General features: G+C 65.1%; 20 protein-coding genes. 11 read left to right on the top strand and 9 right to left on the bottom strand.

The features are described 5' to 3' along the window. Both AC1DJT_RS11020 and AC1DJT_RS11015 read right to left on the bottom strand, forming a co-directional pair. Positions 1-1,269 (bottom strand): EAL domain-containing protein (locus tag AC1DJT_RS11020; RefSeq protein ID WP_476834059.1); only part of this gene is annotated, 1,269 nt, incomplete at its 3' end. A 445-nt stretch (positions 1,270-1,714) separates the two neighbouring features. Further along, complete coding sequence (locus tag AC1DJT_RS11015) at positions 1,715-3,493, bottom strand: ABC transporter transmembrane domain-containing protein (protein WP_476834058.1); 1,779 nt, start codon at positions 3,491-3,493, stop codon at positions 1,715-1,717. 145 nt (positions 3,494-3,638) lie between these two features. Here AC1DJT_RS11015 and rpmE point away from each other — a divergent pair, with 145 nt between their 5' ends. After that, positions 3,639-3,872, top strand: a complete 234-nt coding sequence (gene rpmE / locus AC1DJT_RS11010; RefSeq protein WP_476834057.1) for a 50S ribosomal protein L31 — start codon at positions 3,639-3,641, stop codon at positions 3,870-3,872. 119 nt (positions 3,873-3,991) lie between these two features. Here rpmE and rcdA read toward each other — a convergent pair whose 3' ends face one another. Both rcdA and AC1DJT_RS11000 read right to left on the bottom strand, forming a co-directional pair. Then, positions 3,992-4,522, bottom strand: a complete 531-nt coding sequence (rcdA, locus tag AC1DJT_RS11005; RefSeq protein ID WP_113513280.1) for a protease adaptor protein RcdA — start codon at positions 4,520-4,522, stop codon at positions 3,992-3,994. Between the two features lie 418 nt (positions 4,523-4,940). Beyond that, positions 4,941-5,141, bottom strand: coding sequence for a DUF1192 domain-containing protein (locus AC1DJT_RS11000; protein WP_069879389.1), 201 nt, complete (start codon positions 5,139-5,141; stop codon positions 4,941-4,943). Positions 5,142-5,261: 120 nt separating this feature from the next. Here AC1DJT_RS11000 and AC1DJT_RS10995 point away from each other — a divergent pair, with 120 nt between their 5' ends. The 3 genes from AC1DJT_RS10995 to AC1DJT_RS10985 all read left to right on the top strand — a co-directional run bounded on the left by AC1DJT_RS10995 (position 5,262) and on the right by AC1DJT_RS10985 (position 8,167). Then, on the top strand, positions 5,262-6,263 hold the full coding sequence (locus AC1DJT_RS10995) for an NAD(P)H-quinone oxidoreductase (protein ID WP_476834056.1): 1,002 nt from the start codon (positions 5,262-5,264) through the stop codon (positions 6,261-6,263). 250 nt (positions 6,264-6,513) lie between these two features. Further along, entirely contained in the window at positions 6,514-7,239 is a 726-nt protein-coding gene (locus AC1DJT_RS10990; protein ID WP_441488192.1) for a DUF1013 domain-containing protein, read from the top strand. A 43-nt stretch (positions 7,240-7,282) separates the two neighbouring features. Next, entirely contained in the window at positions 7,283-8,167 is an 885-nt protein-coding gene (locus AC1DJT_RS10985; RefSeq protein ID WP_441506987.1) for an MBL fold metallo-hydrolase, read from the top strand. Positions 8,168-8,209: 42 nt separating this feature from the next. Here the strand turns inward: AC1DJT_RS10985 and AC1DJT_RS10980 are convergent, their stop codons facing one another. Further along, the gene (locus AC1DJT_RS10980) at positions 8,210-10,126 is read right to left on the bottom strand and encodes a propionyl-CoA synthetase (protein WP_476834055.1); all 1,917 of its coding nucleotides are present in this window, start codon (positions 10,124-10,126) and stop codon (positions 8,210-8,212) included. 166 nt (positions 10,127-10,292) lie between these two features. On the opposite strand from AC1DJT_RS10980, the gene AC1DJT_RS10975 reads away from it, so the two are divergent. Both AC1DJT_RS10975 and AC1DJT_RS10970 read left to right on the top strand, forming a co-directional pair. Further along, positions 10,293-11,057, top strand: a complete 765-nt coding sequence (locus tag AC1DJT_RS10975) for a sulfite exporter TauE/SafE family protein (RefSeq protein ID WP_441488189.1) — start codon at positions 10,293-10,295, stop codon at positions 11,055-11,057. Positions 11,058-11,166: 109 nt separating this feature from the next. Then, on the top strand, positions 11,167-12,795 hold the full coding sequence (locus tag AC1DJT_RS10970) for an acyl-CoA synthetase (protein ID WP_441506985.1): 1,629 nt from the start codon (positions 11,167-11,169) through the stop codon (positions 12,793-12,795). A 116-nt stretch (positions 12,796-12,911) separates the two neighbouring features. On the opposite strand, the gene AC1DJT_RS10965 is transcribed toward AC1DJT_RS10970, so the two are convergent. After that, positions 12,912-13,100 carry a DUF465 domain-containing protein gene (locus tag AC1DJT_RS10965; protein ID WP_043238472.1) on the bottom strand — a complete coding sequence of 63 codons (189 nt, stop codon included), beginning with the start codon at positions 13,098-13,100 and terminating at the stop codon, positions 12,912-12,914. A gap of 228 nt (positions 13,101-13,328) precedes the next feature. On the opposite strand from AC1DJT_RS10965, the gene AC1DJT_RS10960 reads away from it, so the two are divergent. From AC1DJT_RS10960 to AC1DJT_RS10940, 5 genes are all read left to right on the top strand, one after another. Beyond that, complete coding sequence (locus tag AC1DJT_RS10960; protein ID WP_043238474.1) at positions 13,329-13,547, top strand: YdcH family protein; 219 nt, start codon at positions 13,329-13,331, stop codon at positions 13,545-13,547. Positions 13,548-13,657: 110 nt separating this feature from the next. Next, the gene (purE, locus tag AC1DJT_RS10955) at positions 13,658-14,155 is read left to right on the top strand and encodes a 5-(carboxyamino)imidazole ribonucleotide mutase (RefSeq protein WP_441506984.1); all 498 of its coding nucleotides are present in this window, start codon (positions 13,658-13,660) and stop codon (positions 14,153-14,155) included. Beyond that, positions 14,152-15,252 carry a 5-(carboxyamino)imidazole ribonucleotide synthase gene (locus tag AC1DJT_RS10950; RefSeq protein ID WP_441488186.1) on the top strand — a complete coding sequence of 367 codons (1,101 nt, stop codon included), beginning with the start codon at positions 14,152-14,154 and terminating at the stop codon, positions 15,250-15,252. Before purE ends, AC1DJT_RS10950 begins: the two co-directional genes overlap by 4 nt. Before the next feature lie 209 nt (positions 15,253-15,461). Then, positions 15,462-15,695: a 30S ribosomal protein S21 gene (gene rpsU / locus AC1DJT_RS10945; protein ID WP_038359685.1), complete on the top strand. Its 234-nt coding sequence runs from the start codon at positions 15,462-15,464 to the stop codon at positions 15,693-15,695. 235 nt (positions 15,696-15,930) lie between these two features. Then, a complete protein-coding gene (locus tag AC1DJT_RS10940; protein ID WP_244523454.1) occupies positions 15,931-16,776 on the top strand; it encodes a tetratricopeptide repeat protein in 846 nt (281 codons plus the stop codon). A gap of 21 nt (positions 16,777-16,797) precedes the next feature. Here AC1DJT_RS10940 and AC1DJT_RS10935 read toward each other — a convergent pair whose 3' ends face one another. From AC1DJT_RS10935 to AC1DJT_RS10925, 3 genes are all read right to left on the bottom strand, one after another. Further along, positions 16,798-17,643 (bottom strand): alpha/beta hydrolase, encoded by an 846-nt coding sequence (locus tag AC1DJT_RS10935; protein WP_441488185.1) that lies wholly within the window; start codon positions 17,641-17,643, stop codon positions 16,798-16,800. A gap of 41 nt (positions 17,644-17,684) precedes the next feature. After that, entirely contained in the window at positions 17,685-18,164 is a 480-nt protein-coding gene (locus tag AC1DJT_RS10930; protein WP_476769470.1) for an N-acetyltransferase family protein, read from the bottom strand. Positions 18,165-18,234: 70 nt separating this feature from the next. Beyond that, a complete protein-coding gene (locus AC1DJT_RS10925) occupies positions 18,235-19,638 on the bottom strand; it encodes an NAD(P)(+) transhydrogenase (Re/Si-specific) subunit beta (protein WP_441488183.1) in 1,404 nt (467 codons plus the stop codon). Between the last annotated feature and the right edge of the window lies 1 nt (position 19,639).

Here is a 19,639-nt window from a genome sequence, read left to right as displayed (position 1 = left end):
CGAATAACCCGTCCCGAAATCGTCGATCGCCACGGAATGACCGAGCTTGCGGGCCTGAATGATCGTCTCCCGCGCCGGATTGATATCGATGAAGCCGCGCTCGGTCGCCTCGAGCCAGATCTGCTGCGGCCTTATGCCCGTCGGCGCGAGCGCGGTCTGGATGAACGACAGAATCCGCCCGGTCTTGATATCGTCCGCACAGAGATTGACCGCGATGTGCAAGGACCGGTCGGTCACCAGCAGCGCCTTCATATCGAGGATCACCACGTCGATGATCTGATCGGTGATCGGCATGATCAGCCCGCTTTCTTCCGCAAGCGGAACAAAGAGATCCGGCTGCACCAGGGAGCCATCGGGGCGCCGCCAACGCACGAGGGCCTCGGCACCGACGCAGATGCCGGTCTCGAGCTCGATGATCGGCTGATAATGCACGATGAATTCGCGGTTGCGCACCGCGATCGTCAACTCCCCCAACGGAGACAGGCGCTTTCGGGACAGCCAGATGATGATGCCGACGATGAAGGCCGCGATGAAGGCCCCGACCGGCAGAAGCAGCATTCGTTCCCGCCGGAGGGGCCTCAACAGGCTCTCGCGCGACTGGGCCGCCACTGCGACCCAGCCTTGAGCGCGGGCTGCTGCAAAGATGTTGTGATCATCCATGCCCGTGCGCGGATTGGCGAGCAGCTCGCGCAGCACCCCGGGATCTGGATCGTTCAGGGCACCGATCAGCACGCCCTGTTCGTTGCCGACGGCGATCTTGATGCCGGGGTCGACGATCACGTCAACCAGGCGCACCGGGTCGATCAGGACATTGTAGTCCCCGTGGTGCAGCGCCATCCTGGCATCGCCGCCGCTCACCATCGGCATCATCCTGACGATGACCTCGATGCCGTCTGCCGTCACGTAGTCGCCGGGAGAGTGGGCAATCCTGTCAGCCGTCTGACCCCAGGATGTACATTTCAGGATTCCGTCGCGAAAATACCCAACCTCGTCGATCGAGCGGTTGTTGATCGCGAGCCTGCGCATCGCGGCAATATGCTCCTCGGTGCAAGGCTCATACGGAGTGCCGGCGATGGTCCGGAGGGCCTCGCTCGCCCCGGCGAAGGYCGTCTCCGCGCGCACGATCACCCGCTTGGCAAACAGCTCCAGCCGGGCCTGCTCGGCGCGGACGGCAAGCGTCCAGGAAATATGGAGCATCACGGCGATCGGAAGGACTGCGCCGACCAGGGCTAGCACTGACGCGACAAGGATGATGTGAAAACGCTTCACGCTTGCGCCTTCGCGAATGGCGTGCACCCCATCAACGAGCGGAGCGTACGGGTTCCGGAACTGCTGCGCAATTTGCGTCACAGACGGAGCCGATGTCTTGTCGAACTGCAGGAATAGTGAATCCGCGCCCTGCAGGAATGACAAGGGCGTTACAATTCCCTGACGCGTTTGATCGGCGCGAACAGCCGGACATCTCCGAGAGCCAGCCGTTTCACCTCGCAAGACGGAGCCTCTACTCGTGCCGTGCGATGCCTCGCTTGAATCCCGCGACGCGGCTTGCGTGGAGCGCTCCGACCTTGAGGCGATCCGATTGAGGCGCGAGCTCCCGCCGCCATGCAGGAGGACAAAGCAAAGAGCCCGGGTACGATGACGGCGTGGCCGCCGTCATCGGGTCGCAAAACCGGGATTGCTGGGCATCGGCCCAGATTGCGCCCGGGGCGCTCGGCTACGCCGCCTCCAGCCCGAATTGCAGGGCAGCCAGCCTGGCATAGAGCCCACCTCTCGCCTTGAGCTCCGCGTGGGTGCCCTCCTCCACCACCTGGCCCTCGTCCAGAACCAGGATGCGATCGGCAGAAAGGATGGTGGCGAGCCTATGGGCGACCACCAGCGTGGTGCGGCCCTGCATCAGCCGGTCAAGCGCATCCTGGACCGCGCGTTCGCTTTCCGAATCGAGCGCGGAGGTGGCCTCGTCCAACAGCAGKATCGGCGCATCTTTCAGCACCGCCCGGGCGATCGCCAGACGCTGGCGCTGGCCGCCCGAGAGCGTGACGCCACGCTCGCCGACGACAGTGTCGTAACCCTGCGGCAGAGCACGGATGAAGCCGTCGGCTGCGGCCAGGCGGGCGGCTTCCTCGACCTCCTCGCGGCTCGCACCGGGGCGGCCATAGGCGATATTTTCCCGCACCGAGACACCGAACACGGTCGGTTCCTGCGGCACCAGCGCGAAGCGCTGCCGCCAGGCTTCCGGATCGGCGTCGGTCCCGGCGACGCCGTCGACCATGATGCGGCCTTCCGCCGGATCAAAGAAGCGCAGCGCAAGCTGCAGCACCGTGCTCTTGCCGGCACCGGATGGGCCAACCAGGGCAATGCGCTCGCCCGGGCGGACGCTGAAGGACATCTCGTGCAGCGCCAGGACCGTCCGCCCAGGATAGGAGAAGGAGACGCGTTCGAAGGCGAGTTCACCGAGCGATGGCTCGGGCATCGGCTTTGGATGCACAGGAGMGGTGATCGCCGGTTTGGTCGCGAGGATTTCGCCGAGGCGCCCGGCGGCACCGGTGGCGGCCGAAATCTCGCCATAAACCTCCGAGAGCTGTCCGAGCGAACTCGCAGCCAGCACCGCGTAGAGCACGAATTGCGAGAGCCTGCCGCCAGTCATCCGGCCGGCAAAGACATCCATCGCGCCGACCCAGAGCACGCAGACCACGCTGGCGCTGACCAGGAAGATCGCGACGCCTGAGAGGATGGCACGCGAGCGCGTCGCGGAGCGCGAGGCCGCATAGGCATCGTTCGAGGCACTCTCGAAGGCCCGGGCCGTCTGCCGCTCGGCCCCGAAGGATTGCATGGTGCGGATCGCACCGACCGCCTCCGAGGCGAAGGCCGAGGCATCGGCCAGACGATCCTGCGCCGCCCGCGCCCGGCGCCGGACCGAGCGTCCGGAGAAGACCAGCGGCAGCACGATCAGCGGGATCGCGGCGATGACGATGGCCGAAAGCTGGGGGCTCGTCACGACCATGAGCGCCAGGGCACCGAGAAACATGATGCCATTGCGCAATGCGATCGAGGCAGCCGAACCGAAGGCCGATTTGATCTGCGTCGTATCCGCCGTAAGGCGCGAGACGAGGTCGCCGGCGCGGCTCGAATCGAAGAATGCGGGCTCGAGCCGGGTCAGATGGGTGAAGACATCGGCGCGCAGGCTGGAAACGATGCGCTCGCCGATCGTCATCACCAGATAGAATCGCGCCGAGCTCGCCAGTGCCAGCACGGCGACGACCCCGATCAGCAGCATGAAATAATTGTGGGCGAGCGCCTGATCGCCGCCGGAGAACCCGACATCGATGACGCGACGGACCGCGAGCGGCAGCACCAGAGTCGCGCCCGAGGCGACGATCAGTGCGAGGATGGCCAGCGCGATCCGCCCCTTCTGCGCCAGCGCATAGGGCCAGAAGGAGGAGAGAGAATGGAAATCGGGGCGCGTCTTTTTCTGGTCTTCGTTATCTTCGGCCACGCTTCACTGTCCTGTCATGCTTGCGCTGTCGCTTCGCCTGCGCTATTGCGCTGGCGACTTCACGACAGGCTCATACGAATTGTTCGACGGGCCGGCCAGCTAGCCTGGTTATCGACCGTGCCCGCTTACGATTGAGGATTTCGCCATGAAKACCGGCATCCATCCCGACTACCACACCATCAAGGTCGTCATGACCGATGGCACCGAATACTTCACGCGTTCGACGCTCGGCAAGGAGGGGGACACCCTCAATCTCGACATCGACCCGAAGACCCACCCGGCCTGGACCGGCGGCACCCAGCAGCTGATGGACCGCGGCGGCCGCGTCTCGCGCTTCAATTCGCGCTTCGGCGCCCTCAGCGCGCTCGGCAAGAAGTAATTCGGCCGTCGATCGTCCCCGATCGACGCAGCCTGCAAACACAAAAGCCCGGCCTAGCGGCCGGGCTTTTTGCGTGTCGGGCGGCGATTGGTCGCGGTCGCGAGCCCCGCGCATCAGGCTCAGTTGAGCAGGGCGAGCCGCGATTGCAGGCTGCGGATCTGGCTCTGGACGGGGTTCGGAGTGACCTCGAACACGTCTGAACCGGACATCAGCCCTTCGAGGTGGCGGATGCGGTCCTGCAGACGGATGGAGTGGGCAATCAGATCGCGCAGCCTCTGCGGCAGGCGCATCGCCTCTTCCTGCACCGGCGACAGCATCGGCTCGGCGATCTTGACTTTGTTCTTCTCCAGCCGAGCCTGCTCTGCGGTCATCTCTCCTTCGGCCACGGCGCGCTGCACCAGGAGCCAGGAGGCGATCTGCATCAGCCGCGTCGTCAGGCGCATGCTTTCGGTCGCATAGGTCAGCGCAACATCGCGCGGGAGTGCCGCCGACTCGGCGCGGCCGTCGCCATCGAGGTAGCTCGCCGTCAGCTCGACCAGCGCCATGCCCTCGCGAAACAGCAGCATGAAGCCGTCCGATTTGACGAAGCCCCTTGCAAAGGAAAGTGCGCCTTCATCCGGCCCGGACTTCAGCAGCGTCATATCGGTCATCGCGACGTCTCCAATCGGCACAAAGGCGTGTGCGTCTGGGACGCGCCACGGATTGATACCGTCACAACGGCAAGAATAGCGCCGTTGCATTGTCGAGACTCTGGTAAGATGTTGTTAACCTTAACACGCCATGAAGGCCAAAAAAGAGCCGCCCCGAAGGCGGCTCGAAGGTCAACAGGGAGGCGTCAAACAGAGTGGGCAGGAGCCACTCGACATCCAGAGAAACTGGATGATCGGATTCATACTTTGGAATCGTTAAGGAGCGGTTAAGAACGCCGCCGCGCGAGCATATTTGCGCAAGGAAACGGCAGGATCGGGCGACGATTGCCCTCGTCCCGCGCCAGTCGGCCCGGTCGATGCGCGCTTATGGAATCCTGGCACGACGAAGCCTGAGCTATTCGTGCCGCGAGCCCCTGCCTCAGCCTATCTTGCGGAAAAAGGCATCCGCAGCCGAGCGCGAAGCATCCTTTTTGGCCCTGATCTCCATCAGGCGCGCGATCTCGGTCTTGAGCGCCTCGATGCGTTGATCGATCTCCGCGAGCGACAGCATCGCAAGATCCTGCCCGATCTGGTGAATGGGTTGCGGCGCGGGGCGGTCATCCTCTGAAAATATCGACATGGCTGCCTCATTTTCGAAACGCGACGGCGGAGACTAGCCGGCTCGCCGCCGCAAGGCCACTATCTCTGCGAAGCAGGCGTCAGATGCGGACGCCTCATGACCAAAGAGGGACAACCAGACGTGATGCCAATCCTTCCCGAGACGATGACCGCCATCGGCTTTGCGGCCCCCGGCGGCCCTGACGTGTTGCGTCCTGAAACACGGCCCGTGCCGAAACCGGCCGCAGGCGAGGTTCTCGTCGAAGTTGCGGCCGCCGGCATCAACCGGCCCGATGTCCTGCAGCGGCTCGGCGGCTACGCTCCCCCGCCCGGCGCCTCGGATATCCCCGGCCTCGAGATCGCGGGCAGGGTCGTGGCGGTCGGCGATGGCGTCGGCCGCTTCGCRTTGGGAGACCGGGTCTGCGGGCTCGTCGCCGGCGGCGGCTATGCCCAATATGCAAGCGTCCACGAGAGCAATGCCCTGCCAGTCCCCGCCGGGCTGTCGCTGATCGAGGCGGCCGCGATTCCCGAGACCTATTTCACCGTCTGGACCAACGTCTTCCAGCGTGGCCGGTTAAAGAGCGGCGAGAGCTTCATGGTCCATGGCGGCAGCTCGGGCATCGGCACCACGGCGATCCAGCTCGCAAAGGCCTTTGGCGCGACGGTCATCGCAACCGCGGGCTCGGATGAGAAATGCGCGGCCTGCCGCGAACTCGGTGYCGATGTCGCGATCAACTACCGGGAGCAGGATTTCGTCAGCGCCGCGAAGGAGGCCACCGGCGGGCACGGCATCGACCTGATCCTGGATATGGTCGGCGGCGACTACATTTCCCGCAATTACGAGGCAGCGGCCGAGAGCGGCCGGATCGTCCAGATCGCCTTTCTGAACGGCCCCAAGGCGGAGGTCGATTTCCGTCGGCTGATGATGAAGCGCCTGACCCATACCGGCTCGACACTGCGCCCGCGCACCATCGCCGAGAAGGCAGCCATCGCCGCCGAGCTGGAGGCCAAGGTCTGGCCCCTGCTGGCCCAGGGCCGCTGCAAACCCATGATCCATGCGACCTTCCCCTTGGCAGAGGCCGCGGCCGGGCATCGCCTGATGGAGAGCAACGCCCATATCGGCAAGATCGTCCTGACGATGTGACCCGCAGCCGCGATATCAGTGCTCGCCTTGCCGGCCGGCGCTGTCATCGATCATAGGGCTGTCTGAGCCACCGGCGCCTTCCGCGCTTTTTCTTGGACAGCCTTCATGGCTTTGCATATAACGCCCGCATCCTGCTCATCGCTGATGATTTGGATGGCCGGCCGAGGAGGCCGGTCGGCGCATGAGAGCTTTTGTCCGCGACCCTGATCCGGCGTAAGCCGCCGGCCTTCGAGATCCAGGAGACGATGCCGTGTCACAACCCCCGCTGATGCCGAAAGCCACTGCGGTCTGGCTCGTGGAAAACACGTCGCTGACCTTCGAGCAGATCGCCGAGTTCTGCAAACTCCACCCGCTCGAAGTTCGCGGCATCGCCGATGGCGAAGTCGCCGCCGGCATCAAGGGCCTCGACCCGATCACCTCTGGTCAGCTCACCCGTGAGGAGCTCGAGCGCGCCGCCAAGAACCCGAACCACCATCTCCGGCTTGCCGAGCGCAAGGTGAAGGTGCCGGAGATCAAGCGCGCCAAGGGGCCGCGCTACACTCCGGTTTCCAAGCGCCAGGACCGCCCGAACGCGATCCTCTGGCTGCTGCGCAACCATCCCGAGCTCAAGGACGCGCAGATCATCCGCCTGATCGGCACRACGAAATCGACCATCGCCCAGATCCGCGACCGCACCCACTGGAACGCGCAGACCCTGACGCCGGTCGACCCGGTCAGCCTCGGGCTCAGCTCGCAGATCGATCTCGACTTCGAGGTCGGTCGTGCGGCCAAGGATCGCCCGGCCGCCCTTGCGGAGGCAGGCTCGACCTTGCTCCCGGCCGAGGAGACCACCGCGCGGGAGCCGGTCCATGCGAGCCAGCCTTTCGCTGATATGAGCAAGCCGAAGCGCGAGGAGGAAGCGGCGATCGACGTCGATTCCGTCTTCGCCAAGCTGAAGCAGCTCAAGCGTCCGGCCGACGAGGACGACGAGATCTGAGGTCGCTGACGACCGAGCGGCCTGCCTGTCGCGGAGAATGGCCTTGGCATCCGATCTTGCCTTCACCTTTCTCGGCACGGGCGCGCCGCCGGTCAGCCTGCGCCGGGCCGGCCCGTCCCATCTCGTCCAGGGGGCCGGACGCAAGATCCTGATCGATTGCGGCTCGGGCGTGAGCCAGCGCCTGGTCGCCGCCGGCCATCGCGGCACCGATATCGACCTGCTCATCGTCACGCATGAGCATTCCGACCATCTGGTCGATTTCTACCAACTTGTGGTCTCATCCTGGCATCAGGGCCGCGCCCGCCCCTGGCGTGTGCTGGCCCCTGCCCCCGCACTTGCCAATATGCGCGCGCAATACGAGGGCTTTGCCCGCGAACGCGCCTTGCGCATTGCCTTCGAGAAGCGGCCCGACGCCACGGGGCTCGATGTGCAGTTCGAGGAGCTGCGCGAAGGCATCGTCTCCGGGCTGGGCGAACTCGCGATCGACGCCTTCCTGGTTGATCACCGGCCTGTCGAGCCCGCTTTCGGACTCGCGATTTCGCTGGCAGGCAGCAGCCTTGTCTTCTCGGGCGACACGCGCCTGACACCGTCGCTCGAACGCGCCGCGCAGAATTGCGATCTGCTGGTCTGCGAGGTCTTCATCGACAGTGAGATGCCTGTCGTCGCCGGTATTCGCTCGGCCGAGACCGTGGCGGCCGTACAGGCCTATCACATGACCCCCGCCGTGGTGGCGAAACTGGCGACGCAGGCCGGCGCAGGCATGCTCGCGCTGACGCATCTGGTACCGCCCGGCGCCGACACCTCCCGGCTTGCCCGCGAGATCAGGACGGCAGGTTATGCCGGCCCGCTGATTGTTGGCGAGGATCTGATGGCGCTCGATGTCGGCGAACGACTGCTGCGCTGGAATGGCGCGACGATCGGGATCTGAGCCGCGTCATCGCGAGCCAGGCAATCCTGTCTCGCCCTCGGACTAGCCAACGCCTCTCGCCTTGAGGACCTCGCCKATCTCGTCGAGCACGACAGGATCGTCGATCGTCGCCGGTACGGCATATTCCTCGCCATCGGCGATCTTCTTCATCGTCGCGCGCAGGATCTTGCCGGAGCGTGTCTTCGGCAGGCGTGCCACGGTCACCGCGAGCTTGAAGGCAGCAACCGGGCCGATCTTGTCGCGCACCAGCGCAACCAGCTCCTTCTCGACCTCGGCCGGGCTTTGCGTCACGCCCGATTTCAGCACGACGAACCCGCAGGGCTGCTCGCCCTTCAGAGCATCCCTGATACCAACCACGGCGCATTCCGCCACCGCCGGATGCGAGGCAAGCACCTCCTCCATGCCACCGGTCGAGAGCCGATGGCCGGCGACGTTGATGATATCGTCGGTGCGGCCCATGATGAAGACGTAGCCGTCCTCGTCGATGAAGCCGGCATCCGAGGTGTTGTAATAGCCCGGGAAGGCCGTGAGATAGGATTGGCGGAACCGCTCGTCGTCCTGCCACAGCGTCGGCAAGGCGCCGGGCGGCAGCGGCAGCTTGACCACGATCGCCCCCATCGTGCCGGCCGATACGGGTTTTCCGGTCTCGTCGAGGCACTGCACGTCATAGCCCGGCAGCGGCACGGTCGGCGATCCATGCTTCACCGGCAGGAGCTCCAGCCCGACCGGGTTGCCGACYATGCAGGAGCCGCTCTCGGTCTGCCACCAATGGTCGATGACCGGAACCTTCAGCACGTCCTCGGCCCATTTCAACGTATCGGGATCGGCCCGTTCTCCGGCGAGGAAGAGCGTGCGGAACTGCGACAGGTCGTAGCGTGCGAGATGGGTTGCCTGCGGATCCTCCTTGCGGATCGCGCGAAACGCCGTCGGTGCGGTGAACATCGCCACCGCCTTGTGTTCGGAAATGACGCGCCAGAACGCGCCGGGATCAGGCGTGCCGACCGGCTTGCCCTCATAGAGCACCGAGGTCGCGCCATGCAGCAGCGGGCCATAAACGATATAGCTATGGCCGACGACCCATCCGACATCGGACGCGGTAAAGAAGACCTCGCCCGGCTTCACGCCGTAGAGGTTCTCCATAGTCCATTTCAGCGCGACCATATGGCCGCCGTTGTCACGGACCACTCCCTTGGGCCGACCCGTCGTGCCCGAGGTGTAGAGCACATAGAGCGGGTCCGTGGCGGCGACCTCGACGCAATCGGCCTTGCGTCCCGCGGCCTTGGCCGAGGCGACCAGCGCCCGCCAGTTCCGGTCGCGCGTGACATGCATGGAGGCGTCCGCCTGGGGACGCTGCAGCACGATGCAGGTTTCCGGCTTGTGGGCGGCGAGCGCGATCGCGCCGTCGAGCAGCGGCTTGTATTCGACGATGCGTGTCGGCTCGATGCCGCATGTCGCGGTCAGGATGACCTTTGGCCTGGCGTCATCGATGCGCGTCGCCAGTTCCTTGGCGGCGAAGCCGCCGAACACCACCGAATGCACCGCCCCGATCCGGGCGCAGGCCAGCATGGCAAAGGCTGCCTCCGGGATCATCGGCATGTAGATGATGACGCGGTCGCCMTTGCCGACGCCCAGATCCTGCAGGACAGCCGCAAGCGTCGCGACCTCGCCGAGCAGATCACGATAGCTGTAGCTCGCCTTGGTTCCGGTGACGGGGCTGTCATAGATCAGCGCCGTCTGCTCGCCCCGCCCGTCACGCACATGCCGGTCGAGCGCATTGAAGCAGGTATTGCAGCTCGCATCCGGGAACCAGCGTCCATAGACACCGGCTTCGGCATCGAAGATCGCCTGCGGCGGCTTGATCCATTCGATCTCGCCTGCCGCCTCGCGCCAGAAGCCGATCGGATCCGCCTGCCAGCGCGCATAGGTTTCGCGATAGTGGCTTGCATGCGTGGCATTCATCGGACGCGTTCCTCTTCGCCTGGTTCTGGCCTAGACCCGGCAAGCGGGTCGGGCGATTTTGCGCGGGATCGTGCTCACTCTCCCCCGCCTGCGCAAGCACGCCGCCGTCAGACTTTAGCTACGCATCCGCGCACGACCGCTCCCGCCCTCGCCCCCCCGGACAGCCATGAGCTTCGACCCAGCCTATCTCGCCGCGATGGTGCCTGCCGTCATCCTGGTCGGGCTCGCCAAGGGTGGCTTCTCGGGCCTGGGGCTGCTCTCGCTGCCGCTGATGGCGCTCGTGCTCCCGCCGGTCCAGGCGGCCGCGATCATGCTGCCCATCCTGATCGTCCAGGACATGGTGAGCGTCTGGGCCTATCGCCGTGAGTTCGACAAACGCAACCTCGCGACGATGCTGCCGGGTGCTCTTCTCGGCGTGCTTGCGGGTTATGTCTTGGCATCGCGGGTTTCCGATGCCGCGGTTGGCCTTTCGGTCGGCATCATCTCGGTTGCCTTCGCAGGCCGTCGGCTCTTCGCCGACCGCAAGGCGCAGTCGCCGGTCACGAAGCCCGCGTTCGGGCCCGGCAGCTTCTGGGGCGCGGTTTGCGGTTTCACCAGCATGATCGCCCATGCCGGCGGCCCTCCCTTTCAGATCTACGTCATGCCGCAGCGGCTCTCGCCGCCGACCTTCGTTGGCACCGGCGCGATCTTCTTCGCGCTGCTCAATCTCATGAAAGTCGGCCCCTATATCGCGCTCGGCCAGTTCACCCGCGAGAACCTCGCCGCGTCGGCGGCACTGTTTCCGGTCGCGATCCTCGCGACCGTTGCCGGTGTCTGGCTGGTGCGCCGCGTGCCGGCGGAACGCTTCTACACCATCATCTACTGGCTGCTGATTGCTGTCGGCAGCAAGCTGATCATCGACGGGTTCCTGGCGTTGCGCCTCCATCCCTGACCCACGAGTCCAGCTGCGTCGATTGCGCCGCATCGGAAAAAGGGATGGATTACGGGAGAGCGCGGGACCGGCTAGATCCGAAGGCGACGCGACGGAAGAAGGCGCCCCGATGAAGACCTCGCCCTATGACATCGACCTCGACCGCAACCCGGCCAACTTCCAGCCGCTGACGCCGCTGACCTTCCTCGAGCGTGCCGCCGCCGTCTTTCCCGACCATGTTGCGATCATCCACGGCCCGTTGCGCCGGACCTATGCCGAATTCTACGCACGCTCGCGCAGGCTTGCATCCGCGCTGGCGAAGCACGGCATCCGCAGGGGCGATACCGTCGCAGCCATGCTGCCGAACACGCCCGCCATGCTCGAATGTCACTACGGCGTGCCAATGACCGGCGGTGTGCTCAACACGTTGAACACGCGGCTCGACGCCGCCATCATCGCGTTCTCGCTCGACCATGGCGAAGCCAAGGTGCTGATCGCGGACCGCGAATTCTCGAGCACAGTCCAGGCGGCACTGGAACTCTGCAAGGTCAAGCCGCTGGTCATCGACTATGACGACCCGGTCTATGACGGCAGCGGCGAGCGGCTTGGCAGCGTCGAATACGAGGACTTTCTCGTGACCGGCGACCAGGATTTCGCCTGGACGTTACCCGGCGACGAATGGGACGCGATCTCGCTGAACTACACATCGGGCACCACCGGCGACCCCAAGGGGGTGGTTTATCATCACCGCGGCGCCAATCTGCTCGCGACCTCGAATATTGTGACCTGCGGCATGGGTCGTCATCCCGTCTATCTCTGGACGCTGCCGATGTTCCACTGCAATGGCTGGTGCTTCCCCTGGTCGATCTCGATCCTCGCCGGCACCCATGTCTGCCTGCGCCAGGTCCGCGCCAAGGCGCTGTACGCGGCGCTGGCGGATCATGGCGTCACCCATCTCTGCGGCGCACCCATCGTGATGTCGACGCTGCTCAACGCCCCGGCGGAGGAACGCCGCCCCTTCTCGCAGAAGGTCTCCTTCCTCACCGCCGCCGCCCCGCCGCCAGAAGCCGTGCTTGCCGCGATGAAGCAGGCTGGGTTCGAGGTGACGCATCTCTACGGCCTGACCGAGACCTATGGTCCCTCAGTCGTGAATGAGTGGCAGCGCGACTGGGACGCCTTGGAAGCTGCGGACCAGGCCGTGCTGAAAGCACGCCAGGGCGTGCGCTACCCCGCTCTGGAAGCCCTCGATGTACTCGACCCGGAAACCATGCAGCCGGTTCCCCGCGATGGTCAGACACTCGGCGAGGTGATGTTCCGCGGCAATGTCGTGATGAAGGGCTACCTCAAGAATCCGAAGGCGACCGAAGCTGCCTTTGCCGGTGGCTGGTTCCATTCCGGCGACCTCGGCGTGCGTTATGCCGACGGCTATATCCAGCTCAAGGACCGCTCCAAGGACATCATCATCTCCGGCGGCGAGAACATCTCCTCGATCGAGGTCGAGGATGCGCTCTACAAGCATCCCTCGGTGCAATCGGCTGCGGTTGTCGCCAGGCCGGACGAGAAATGGGGTGAGACGCCCTGCGCCTTCGTCGAACTCATGCCGGGGAAGAATGCGACCGAGGCGGAGATCATCGCCTTCTGCCGCGGGCTTCTGGCCTCGTTCAAATGCCCCAAGACGGTGGTCTTCACCGAGATCCCCAAGACCTCGACCGGCAAGATCCAGAAATTCAAGCTGCGCGAGATGGCAAGGGCCCTGTAGTGCCAGGCGCGGCTTCCAGTCCTGCATGTCCATTCAACGAGAAAGCCGGCCCCTCCTGGGACCGGCTCGATCAAAACCATCCTATTCGACGGGCGATGGCTGCCCCGTTATCCCGTTCAATGCAGCGTCGGCTGCGGCATCGTCATTCTGACGCGCTCGATCTCTTCCTTCAGCAGCAGCTTCTTCCGCTTCAACTCGGACACACTCAGCGTATCGGAAGAGGGGCGCGCCGCGGCTTGGGCGATGGCTTCCTCAAGCTGACGATGCTTGCGCTCGAGCTCGGCGAGGTGGGTCTGCAGCGACATCTGGATTCTCCTGATGAGCGATTGACGGGGGGAGTCTGACACAGAGCCGGCTTCAAGTCTCTGGGGCAGCAGTGCACTGCACCATGAGTTTCCGTGATCCTGGGTCTCTCCTTCCCGCAGGGCGCGAATGGCACGCGCTATCCCTGCGCGAAGCGACACTGCGCTCTTGCCGGGCCGCCCGCGCCTGAGCATAGTCGACCCGGATCGCGGCAATGATGAGACGGCTTCATGGGATTCGAGCTGAGCCCTGAGGAGATCGAGGCCTTTACGGCCGAGCTGGCTCGTCTGCGCGAAGAGCATCGCGACCTCGACAGCGCCATCGACGCGTTGGAGCGCATGGGCGCGATCAATCAGATCCAGGTGCAGCGCCTGAAGAAGCGGAAGCTCTACCTCAAGGACCGCATCACGCAGATCGAAGACGCGCTGACGCCGGACATCATCGCCTGATGCGGAAAACAGCACACAGAACAATGATTTCGACGAATCGGTGCTTGCCTGCCGGGCTGCCCGCAGTTTAAGTCGCGCGCTTCCTCCCCTCGCATGGGAAGCGAGTGCACATGGCCGATACCAGCCCTCCTGTCGCCATCATCATGGGCAGCCAGTCCGACTGGGCGACGATGCGTCATGCGGCCGAAGTCCTCGACATGCTCGGCGTGGCCCACGAGGCTCGCATCATGTCCGCGCACCGGACCCCGGAACGCATGTTCTCCTTCGCGAAGGAAGCCAAGGCGAAGGGCTTCAAGGTCATCATCGCGGGCGCCGGCGGGGCCGCGCATCTGCCGGGCATGACGGCTTCGCTGACGCCGCTTCCGGTCTTCGGAGTGCCGGTCGAATCCAAGGCCCTTTCCGGCCAGGACAGCCTGCTCTCGATCGTGCAGATGCCGGCGGGCATCCCGGTCGGCACGCTCGCCATCGGCCGGGCCGGGGCGGTCAATGCCGGCCTCCTCGCCGCCGCCGTGCTCGCCTTGGGCGATGAGCCCCTGGCCGAGCGGCTGGAAGCCTATCGCAGCCGCCAAAGCGGGGCGGTCGCCGAATTCCCCAGGGACGACGCATGAGCACGCCCGATCCGCGCGGGCTTGGCCCCGGCGCCATGCTCGGCATCCTCGGCGGTGGGCAGCTTGCCCGCATGATTGCGCTCGCCGCCGCCGATCTCGGCATTCGCGCCCATATTTTCGCGCCCGAGGCTGATAGCCCGGCCTTCGACGTCGCCGCCCGTCATACGATCGGCGCCTATGAAGACGAGGCTGCGTTGGCCGGATTTGCCGATGCGGTCGACCTCGTCACCTATGAGTTCGAGAATGTGCCGCATGCGACAGCGGCCTTCCTCGCCGCGCGCACGCCGCTTCATCCCGGCGCGCGCGCCCTGGCCCTGACGCAGGACCGGCTGAGCGAGAAGAGCTTCGTCGCCGATCTCGGGCTGGCGGTTGCGCCGTTCCGCGCCGTCGATTCGCTGGCCGATCTCGAACGCGCGGTCGCCGAACTCGGCCGCCCCAGCGTCCTGAAGACGCGCCGCTTCGGCTATGACGGCAAGGGGCAGGTGAAGATCGCGGCTGATACCGATCTGGCCGAAGCCTATGAGGCCATCGGGCATTTTCCTGCCATCCTCGAAGGCTTCGTCAGCTTCAGCCGGGAGGTTTCCGTCGTCGCAGCCCGCAACACTGCCGGCGACTTCGCTGCATTCGATCTTTGCGAGAACGAGCATCGCGACCACATCCTCGCCTTCACGCATGTGCCGGCGCAGGTTGCGGCCGGGACCTCCGCCAGCGCCATCGAGGCGGCGCGCAAGATCGGAGAAGCGCTCGGCTATATCGGTGTCTTCGCCGTCGAGATGTTCGTGGTTGGCGAGGGCGCGAGCGAGACCGTCATCATCAACGAGATCGCGCCGCGGGTGCACAATTCCGGACACTGGACCAGCGAAGGCGCCGAGACCTCGCAATTCCACCAGCATGTCCGCGCCGTCTGCGGCCTGCCGCTTGGATCGGCCACCCGTCGCGGCACTGTCGAGATGGAAAACCTTGTCGGCGACGCCGCACTTCGTTGGCGGGAAATCCTGGCAGAGCCGGGCGCGCATCTGCATCTCTACGGCAAGCGGGATGCCCGCCCCGGCCGCAAGATGGGCCATGTCACGCGGCTGAAGCCGGCCCGCACATAACGTGCTTCCTTACGGAGTCGGCACTCATTCCTGCCGGCTTGTCCGGACGAATCCCGCGGCTCGTCTCCGCCCGCGATTTCTCCACGTTCTCCGGCTCTTCCGGCGTGGACAGCCGAATTGAATTCTGTTATCCGCACAACCCTTCCTGCGAGTTGAGAAACTTCGCCGGACCCGAAATCTTGACCAACCCGCTAAAGACGGACAATCACGTGCAGGTTCTCGTTCGCGACAACAATGTCGATCAGGCTCTTCGCGCCCTCAAGAAAAAGATGCAGCGCGAAGGCATYTTCCGKGAGATGAAGCTCCGCGGTCAYTACGAGAAGCCYTCCGAGAAGAAGGCGCGYGAGAAGGCGGAAGCCGTCCGCCGCGCCCGCAAGCTGGTCCGCAAGAAGCTGCAGCGCGAGGGCCTTCTGCCCGCGCCGGTGAAACCCAAGCGCCCCTGATCTCCGGCTGAGGGCGGCCGCTTTGGCCGCTTCGCACGGATGCATCATGTCGAAACAGCGCCTGGAGCCTCTCCGGGCGTTGTTGCTTTTTCGGCGGCGTTAACCAAAGCTTGGCAGGATGCAGGCGTTCTCGCGTGAAGGGGCGCTGTCGGCTGGGGAGCGCAATCAGGTCATGACGACCAACGGGGTCGAGCATGGCAGTCGAGGCACAGAACCGGGACCGATGAGGCAGAGCATGTTTCGAGGCAAGAGCTGGCTGGCTGCAGCCGGCATCGCCGTCGCGCTGGCAGGATGCGACACCGTTTCCAATCTGGGCTCACAGAGCGCAATTGCTGAAGTCGATGCGGAATCATCCGCCAATGCGAGCGTGAATATCGGCTCGCTCAGCGAGGTCATCAACCGCAACCCCAACGATCCGCAGGCCTATAACACCCGCGGCGCGGCCTATGCCCGTGCCGGCCGCTACTCCGACGCGATCTCCGATTTCACCAAGGCGGTGCAGATCGACCCGAACCTCGCCTCGGCCTATACCAATCGCGCATTGGCGCTGCGCCAGAGCGGCCGCAATGACGCGGCGATGGCAGACTTCAACCGCGCCACCACAGCCAACCCGAACTATGCCCCGGCCTATATCGGGCGTGCCAACCTGCTGCGCCAGCAGGGCAACAGTCAGCAGGCGCTGTCCGACCTCAACACCGCGATCCGCCTGAATCCAGAATCGGCCGAAGCCTTCCATGCCCGTGGTCTGGTCTATCAGAAGGAAGGCCAGCACCAGCATGCGATCACCGATTTCGACTCGGTCATCGATCGCAATCCCTATAACGCCCCGCCCTATACGGCCCGCGGCCAGAGCCTGATCGCGGTCGGAAAGTTCGAGCAGGCGATCGAGGACTTCACGGCTTCGCTCAATGTCGACAACCGCAACGCCGAAGCCTGGGCCGGTCGCGGACTCGCCAGCGAAAAGCTCGGCAAGAAGACTGAAGCGGCCGAGAACTATCAGCGCGCCCTGAGCCTGGACAGCAACAATGCAACCGCCCGCGCCGGCCAGGCGCGCCTCGGCGGAGGCAGCCTCTTCCGCTGACCATAACGCCAGGCCGCCGCGCTACTCGACGGCGCGGCTTTCTTGGCCGGCAACGGCACCGTTCGTCAGATTGGCCAGGAAGCCCCGGATCTCGGGCAGCGAACCATGCGCCGGCAGGTCCTGGTGGCCACCGCTGGAAAAGCGGACGAAGCGCTTGGGCATGTTCGCCATGTCGTAGAGTGCCTGCCCCTGCGCGAAGGGAATGACGGCATCGCGGCCACCGTGCAACACCAGCAGTGGCGCGGTGACGCGGCCGATGACGGCGTCCGACCGGAACTGATCCTTCATCAGCCAGCCGATTGGTGCGAAGGGATAGGCGAGTTGCGCCACTGCAGCTGCCGACAGATAGGGCGCCTCGAGTATCACGGCCTTGAGCGGGCGCTCCGCTGCAAGCTTGAGCACAACACCGGTGCCCAGGGATTCGCCATAGCCAACCAGCCGATCGGCGCCAAAGCGTGAGACGGCAGCGTCATAGGCCGCACGCGCATCGAGCAGCAGCCCCTCTTCCGACGGCGCGCCGCTCGACCCGCCATAGCCGCGATAATTCACGGCGAAGAGCCCGGTCCCGTCCTCGGTCAGGCCACGGAAGCGCGCCTGGCGGGCGGATCTCGCGAAATTGCCGGCATTGCCGTGGAAGAACAGCAGCACCGGCTTGCCCTCGCGCGGCGGCACCACCCAGGCGATCAGCCGCTCGCCATCGGCAGCAGTTAGCGTCGTCTCCTCGACACCTGGCAGATTGGCCGCAGCGATGTCTGCACGTGTCGGGTCGCGCGGATACAAAAGCTCGCGCTGCTCGACATAGAGCAGCGCCAGAAAGGTCAGATAGAGGACAAGCCCAGCGAGCGCGAGAAGGCGAATGAGCTTCATGCCKATCATGGTCCCCGATCACCGCGGCGGCACGGCCACGCTCATTCCAGCACCTTCATCATGTCCACGGAGGCCGTCTCGAAGCCTGCGCGGCGATAAGCCCTGAGCGCGAGGTCATTKCCCTCCAGCACACCGAGATGGAGGACCTTGCGCCCCGTCGCCCGCGCAAAGCGCTCGGCTTCCGCCAGCAGGATCTGACCGATGCCGGTCCCACGCTCCGCGGCGCCAACGACGATATTCTCGATATAGACGTGATCGCGCAGGTGCTCGTGTACGAACGGGCCGGTCCGGGCAAGCTGCAGCGCGAGATAGCCGACGACGCGGCCATCGCTCTCGGCGACCATCAGCACACCCCCGGTCTCGTCCGCCTTCTCACGATCATCTGCCAGGCAGGCGGCGGCCACCTCCGGCCCGGTCCCGCGCGCCGGACTCAGGCCCGCCTCATGGGCGGTCAGCTCCAGCAGCAGCGCCAGCACGGCGGGACGGTCCGCCTCCGCCATCGGTCTGATCGTGATGCCCACCGTTTGAAACTCCAAAAGAAAAGGGCCAGCGAGACGCCGGCCCCTCGCAACTTGCCGTGGGTCCGGCGGCTCAGTGCGCCATTGCCTTGACGATCTCGTCGGTGACCTTCTTGGCGTCCCCGAACAGCATCATCGTGTTGGGCATGAAGAACAACTCGTTCTCGACGCCGGCATATCCCGAGCCCATGCCGCGCTTGATGAAGAGCACGGTCTTGGCCTTTTCGACATCAAGGATCGGCATGCCGTAGATCGGCGACTGCGGATCGGTCTTGGCCGAAGGGTTGGTGACGTCATTGGCTCCGATGACGAAGGCCACATCCGCCTGGCCGAACTCGGAGTTGATATCCTCGAGTTCGAAAACCTCGTCATAGGGCACGTTCGCTTCGGCGAGCAGCACGTTCATGTGGCCGGGCATACGGCCAGCGACCGGGTGGATGGCGTACTTGACCTCGACGCCTTCCTTCTTCAGCGCGTCGGCCATCTCGCGCAGCGCATGCTGGGCTTGCGCCACCGCCATGCCGTAGCCCGGCACGATGATGACCTTGCCGGCATTCTTCATGATGAAGGCCGCATCGTCKGCCGAGCCCTGCTTCACCGGGCGAGCCTCTGTGGCGCCACCGGCAGGGCCAGCGGTCTCGCCGCCGAAGCCACCGAGGATGACCGAGATGAAGCTCCGGTTCATGCCCTTGCACATGATGTAGGACAGGATCGCACCGGAAGAGCCGACCAGCGCACCGGTGATGATCAGCGCCATGTTGCCGAGCGTGAAACCGATGCCCGCAGCCGCCCAGCCCGAATAGGAGTTGAGCATGGAGACCACGACCGGCATGTCCGCGCCACCGATCGGTACGATCAGCAGCACGCCGAGCGCGAAGGCGAGGAGCACGATCAGCCAGAAGGCGACGTGGCTCTCGGTCTTCAGGAAGAACAGCAGCAGCACGATGACCGCGATGCCAAGGCCGATATTGATGCCATGGCGCTGCGGCAGCATGATCGGTTTGCCGCTCATCCGCCCGTCGAGTTTCAGGAAGGCGATGATCGAGCCCGTGAAGGTGATCGCGCCGATGGCGCAGCCCAGCGCCATCTCGAACAGGCTTGCGCCCTTGATCTTGCCGACCTGACCGATGCCGAAGGCCTCCGGCGCGTAGAGCGCCGCTGCCGCGACCAGCACTGCCGCCAGACCAACCAGCGAGTGGAAGAAGGCGACGAGCTGCGGCATCTGGGTCATCTGCACGCGCCGGGCCATGTAGGCGCCGATGCCGCCGCCGATAGCGATGCCGAGAACGACCAGGAACCAGCCGGAGAAGCCGGAAGGCGGATAGAAGATCACGGTGGTGGCAATGGCGATGCCCATGCCCACCATGCCGTAGAGATTGCCCTGACGCGAGGTTGTCGGATGCGACAGGCCTCGCAGGGCCATGATGAACAGGACGCCKGAGACGACGTAGAGAAGGGCGGAGAGATTAGCGGCCATG

The organism is Allobosea sp. 05T422_2, assembly GCF_056396265.1.
Note: the sequence above shows the minus strand (reverse complement) of the source record. Positions and strands in the feature narration are given on the sequence as shown.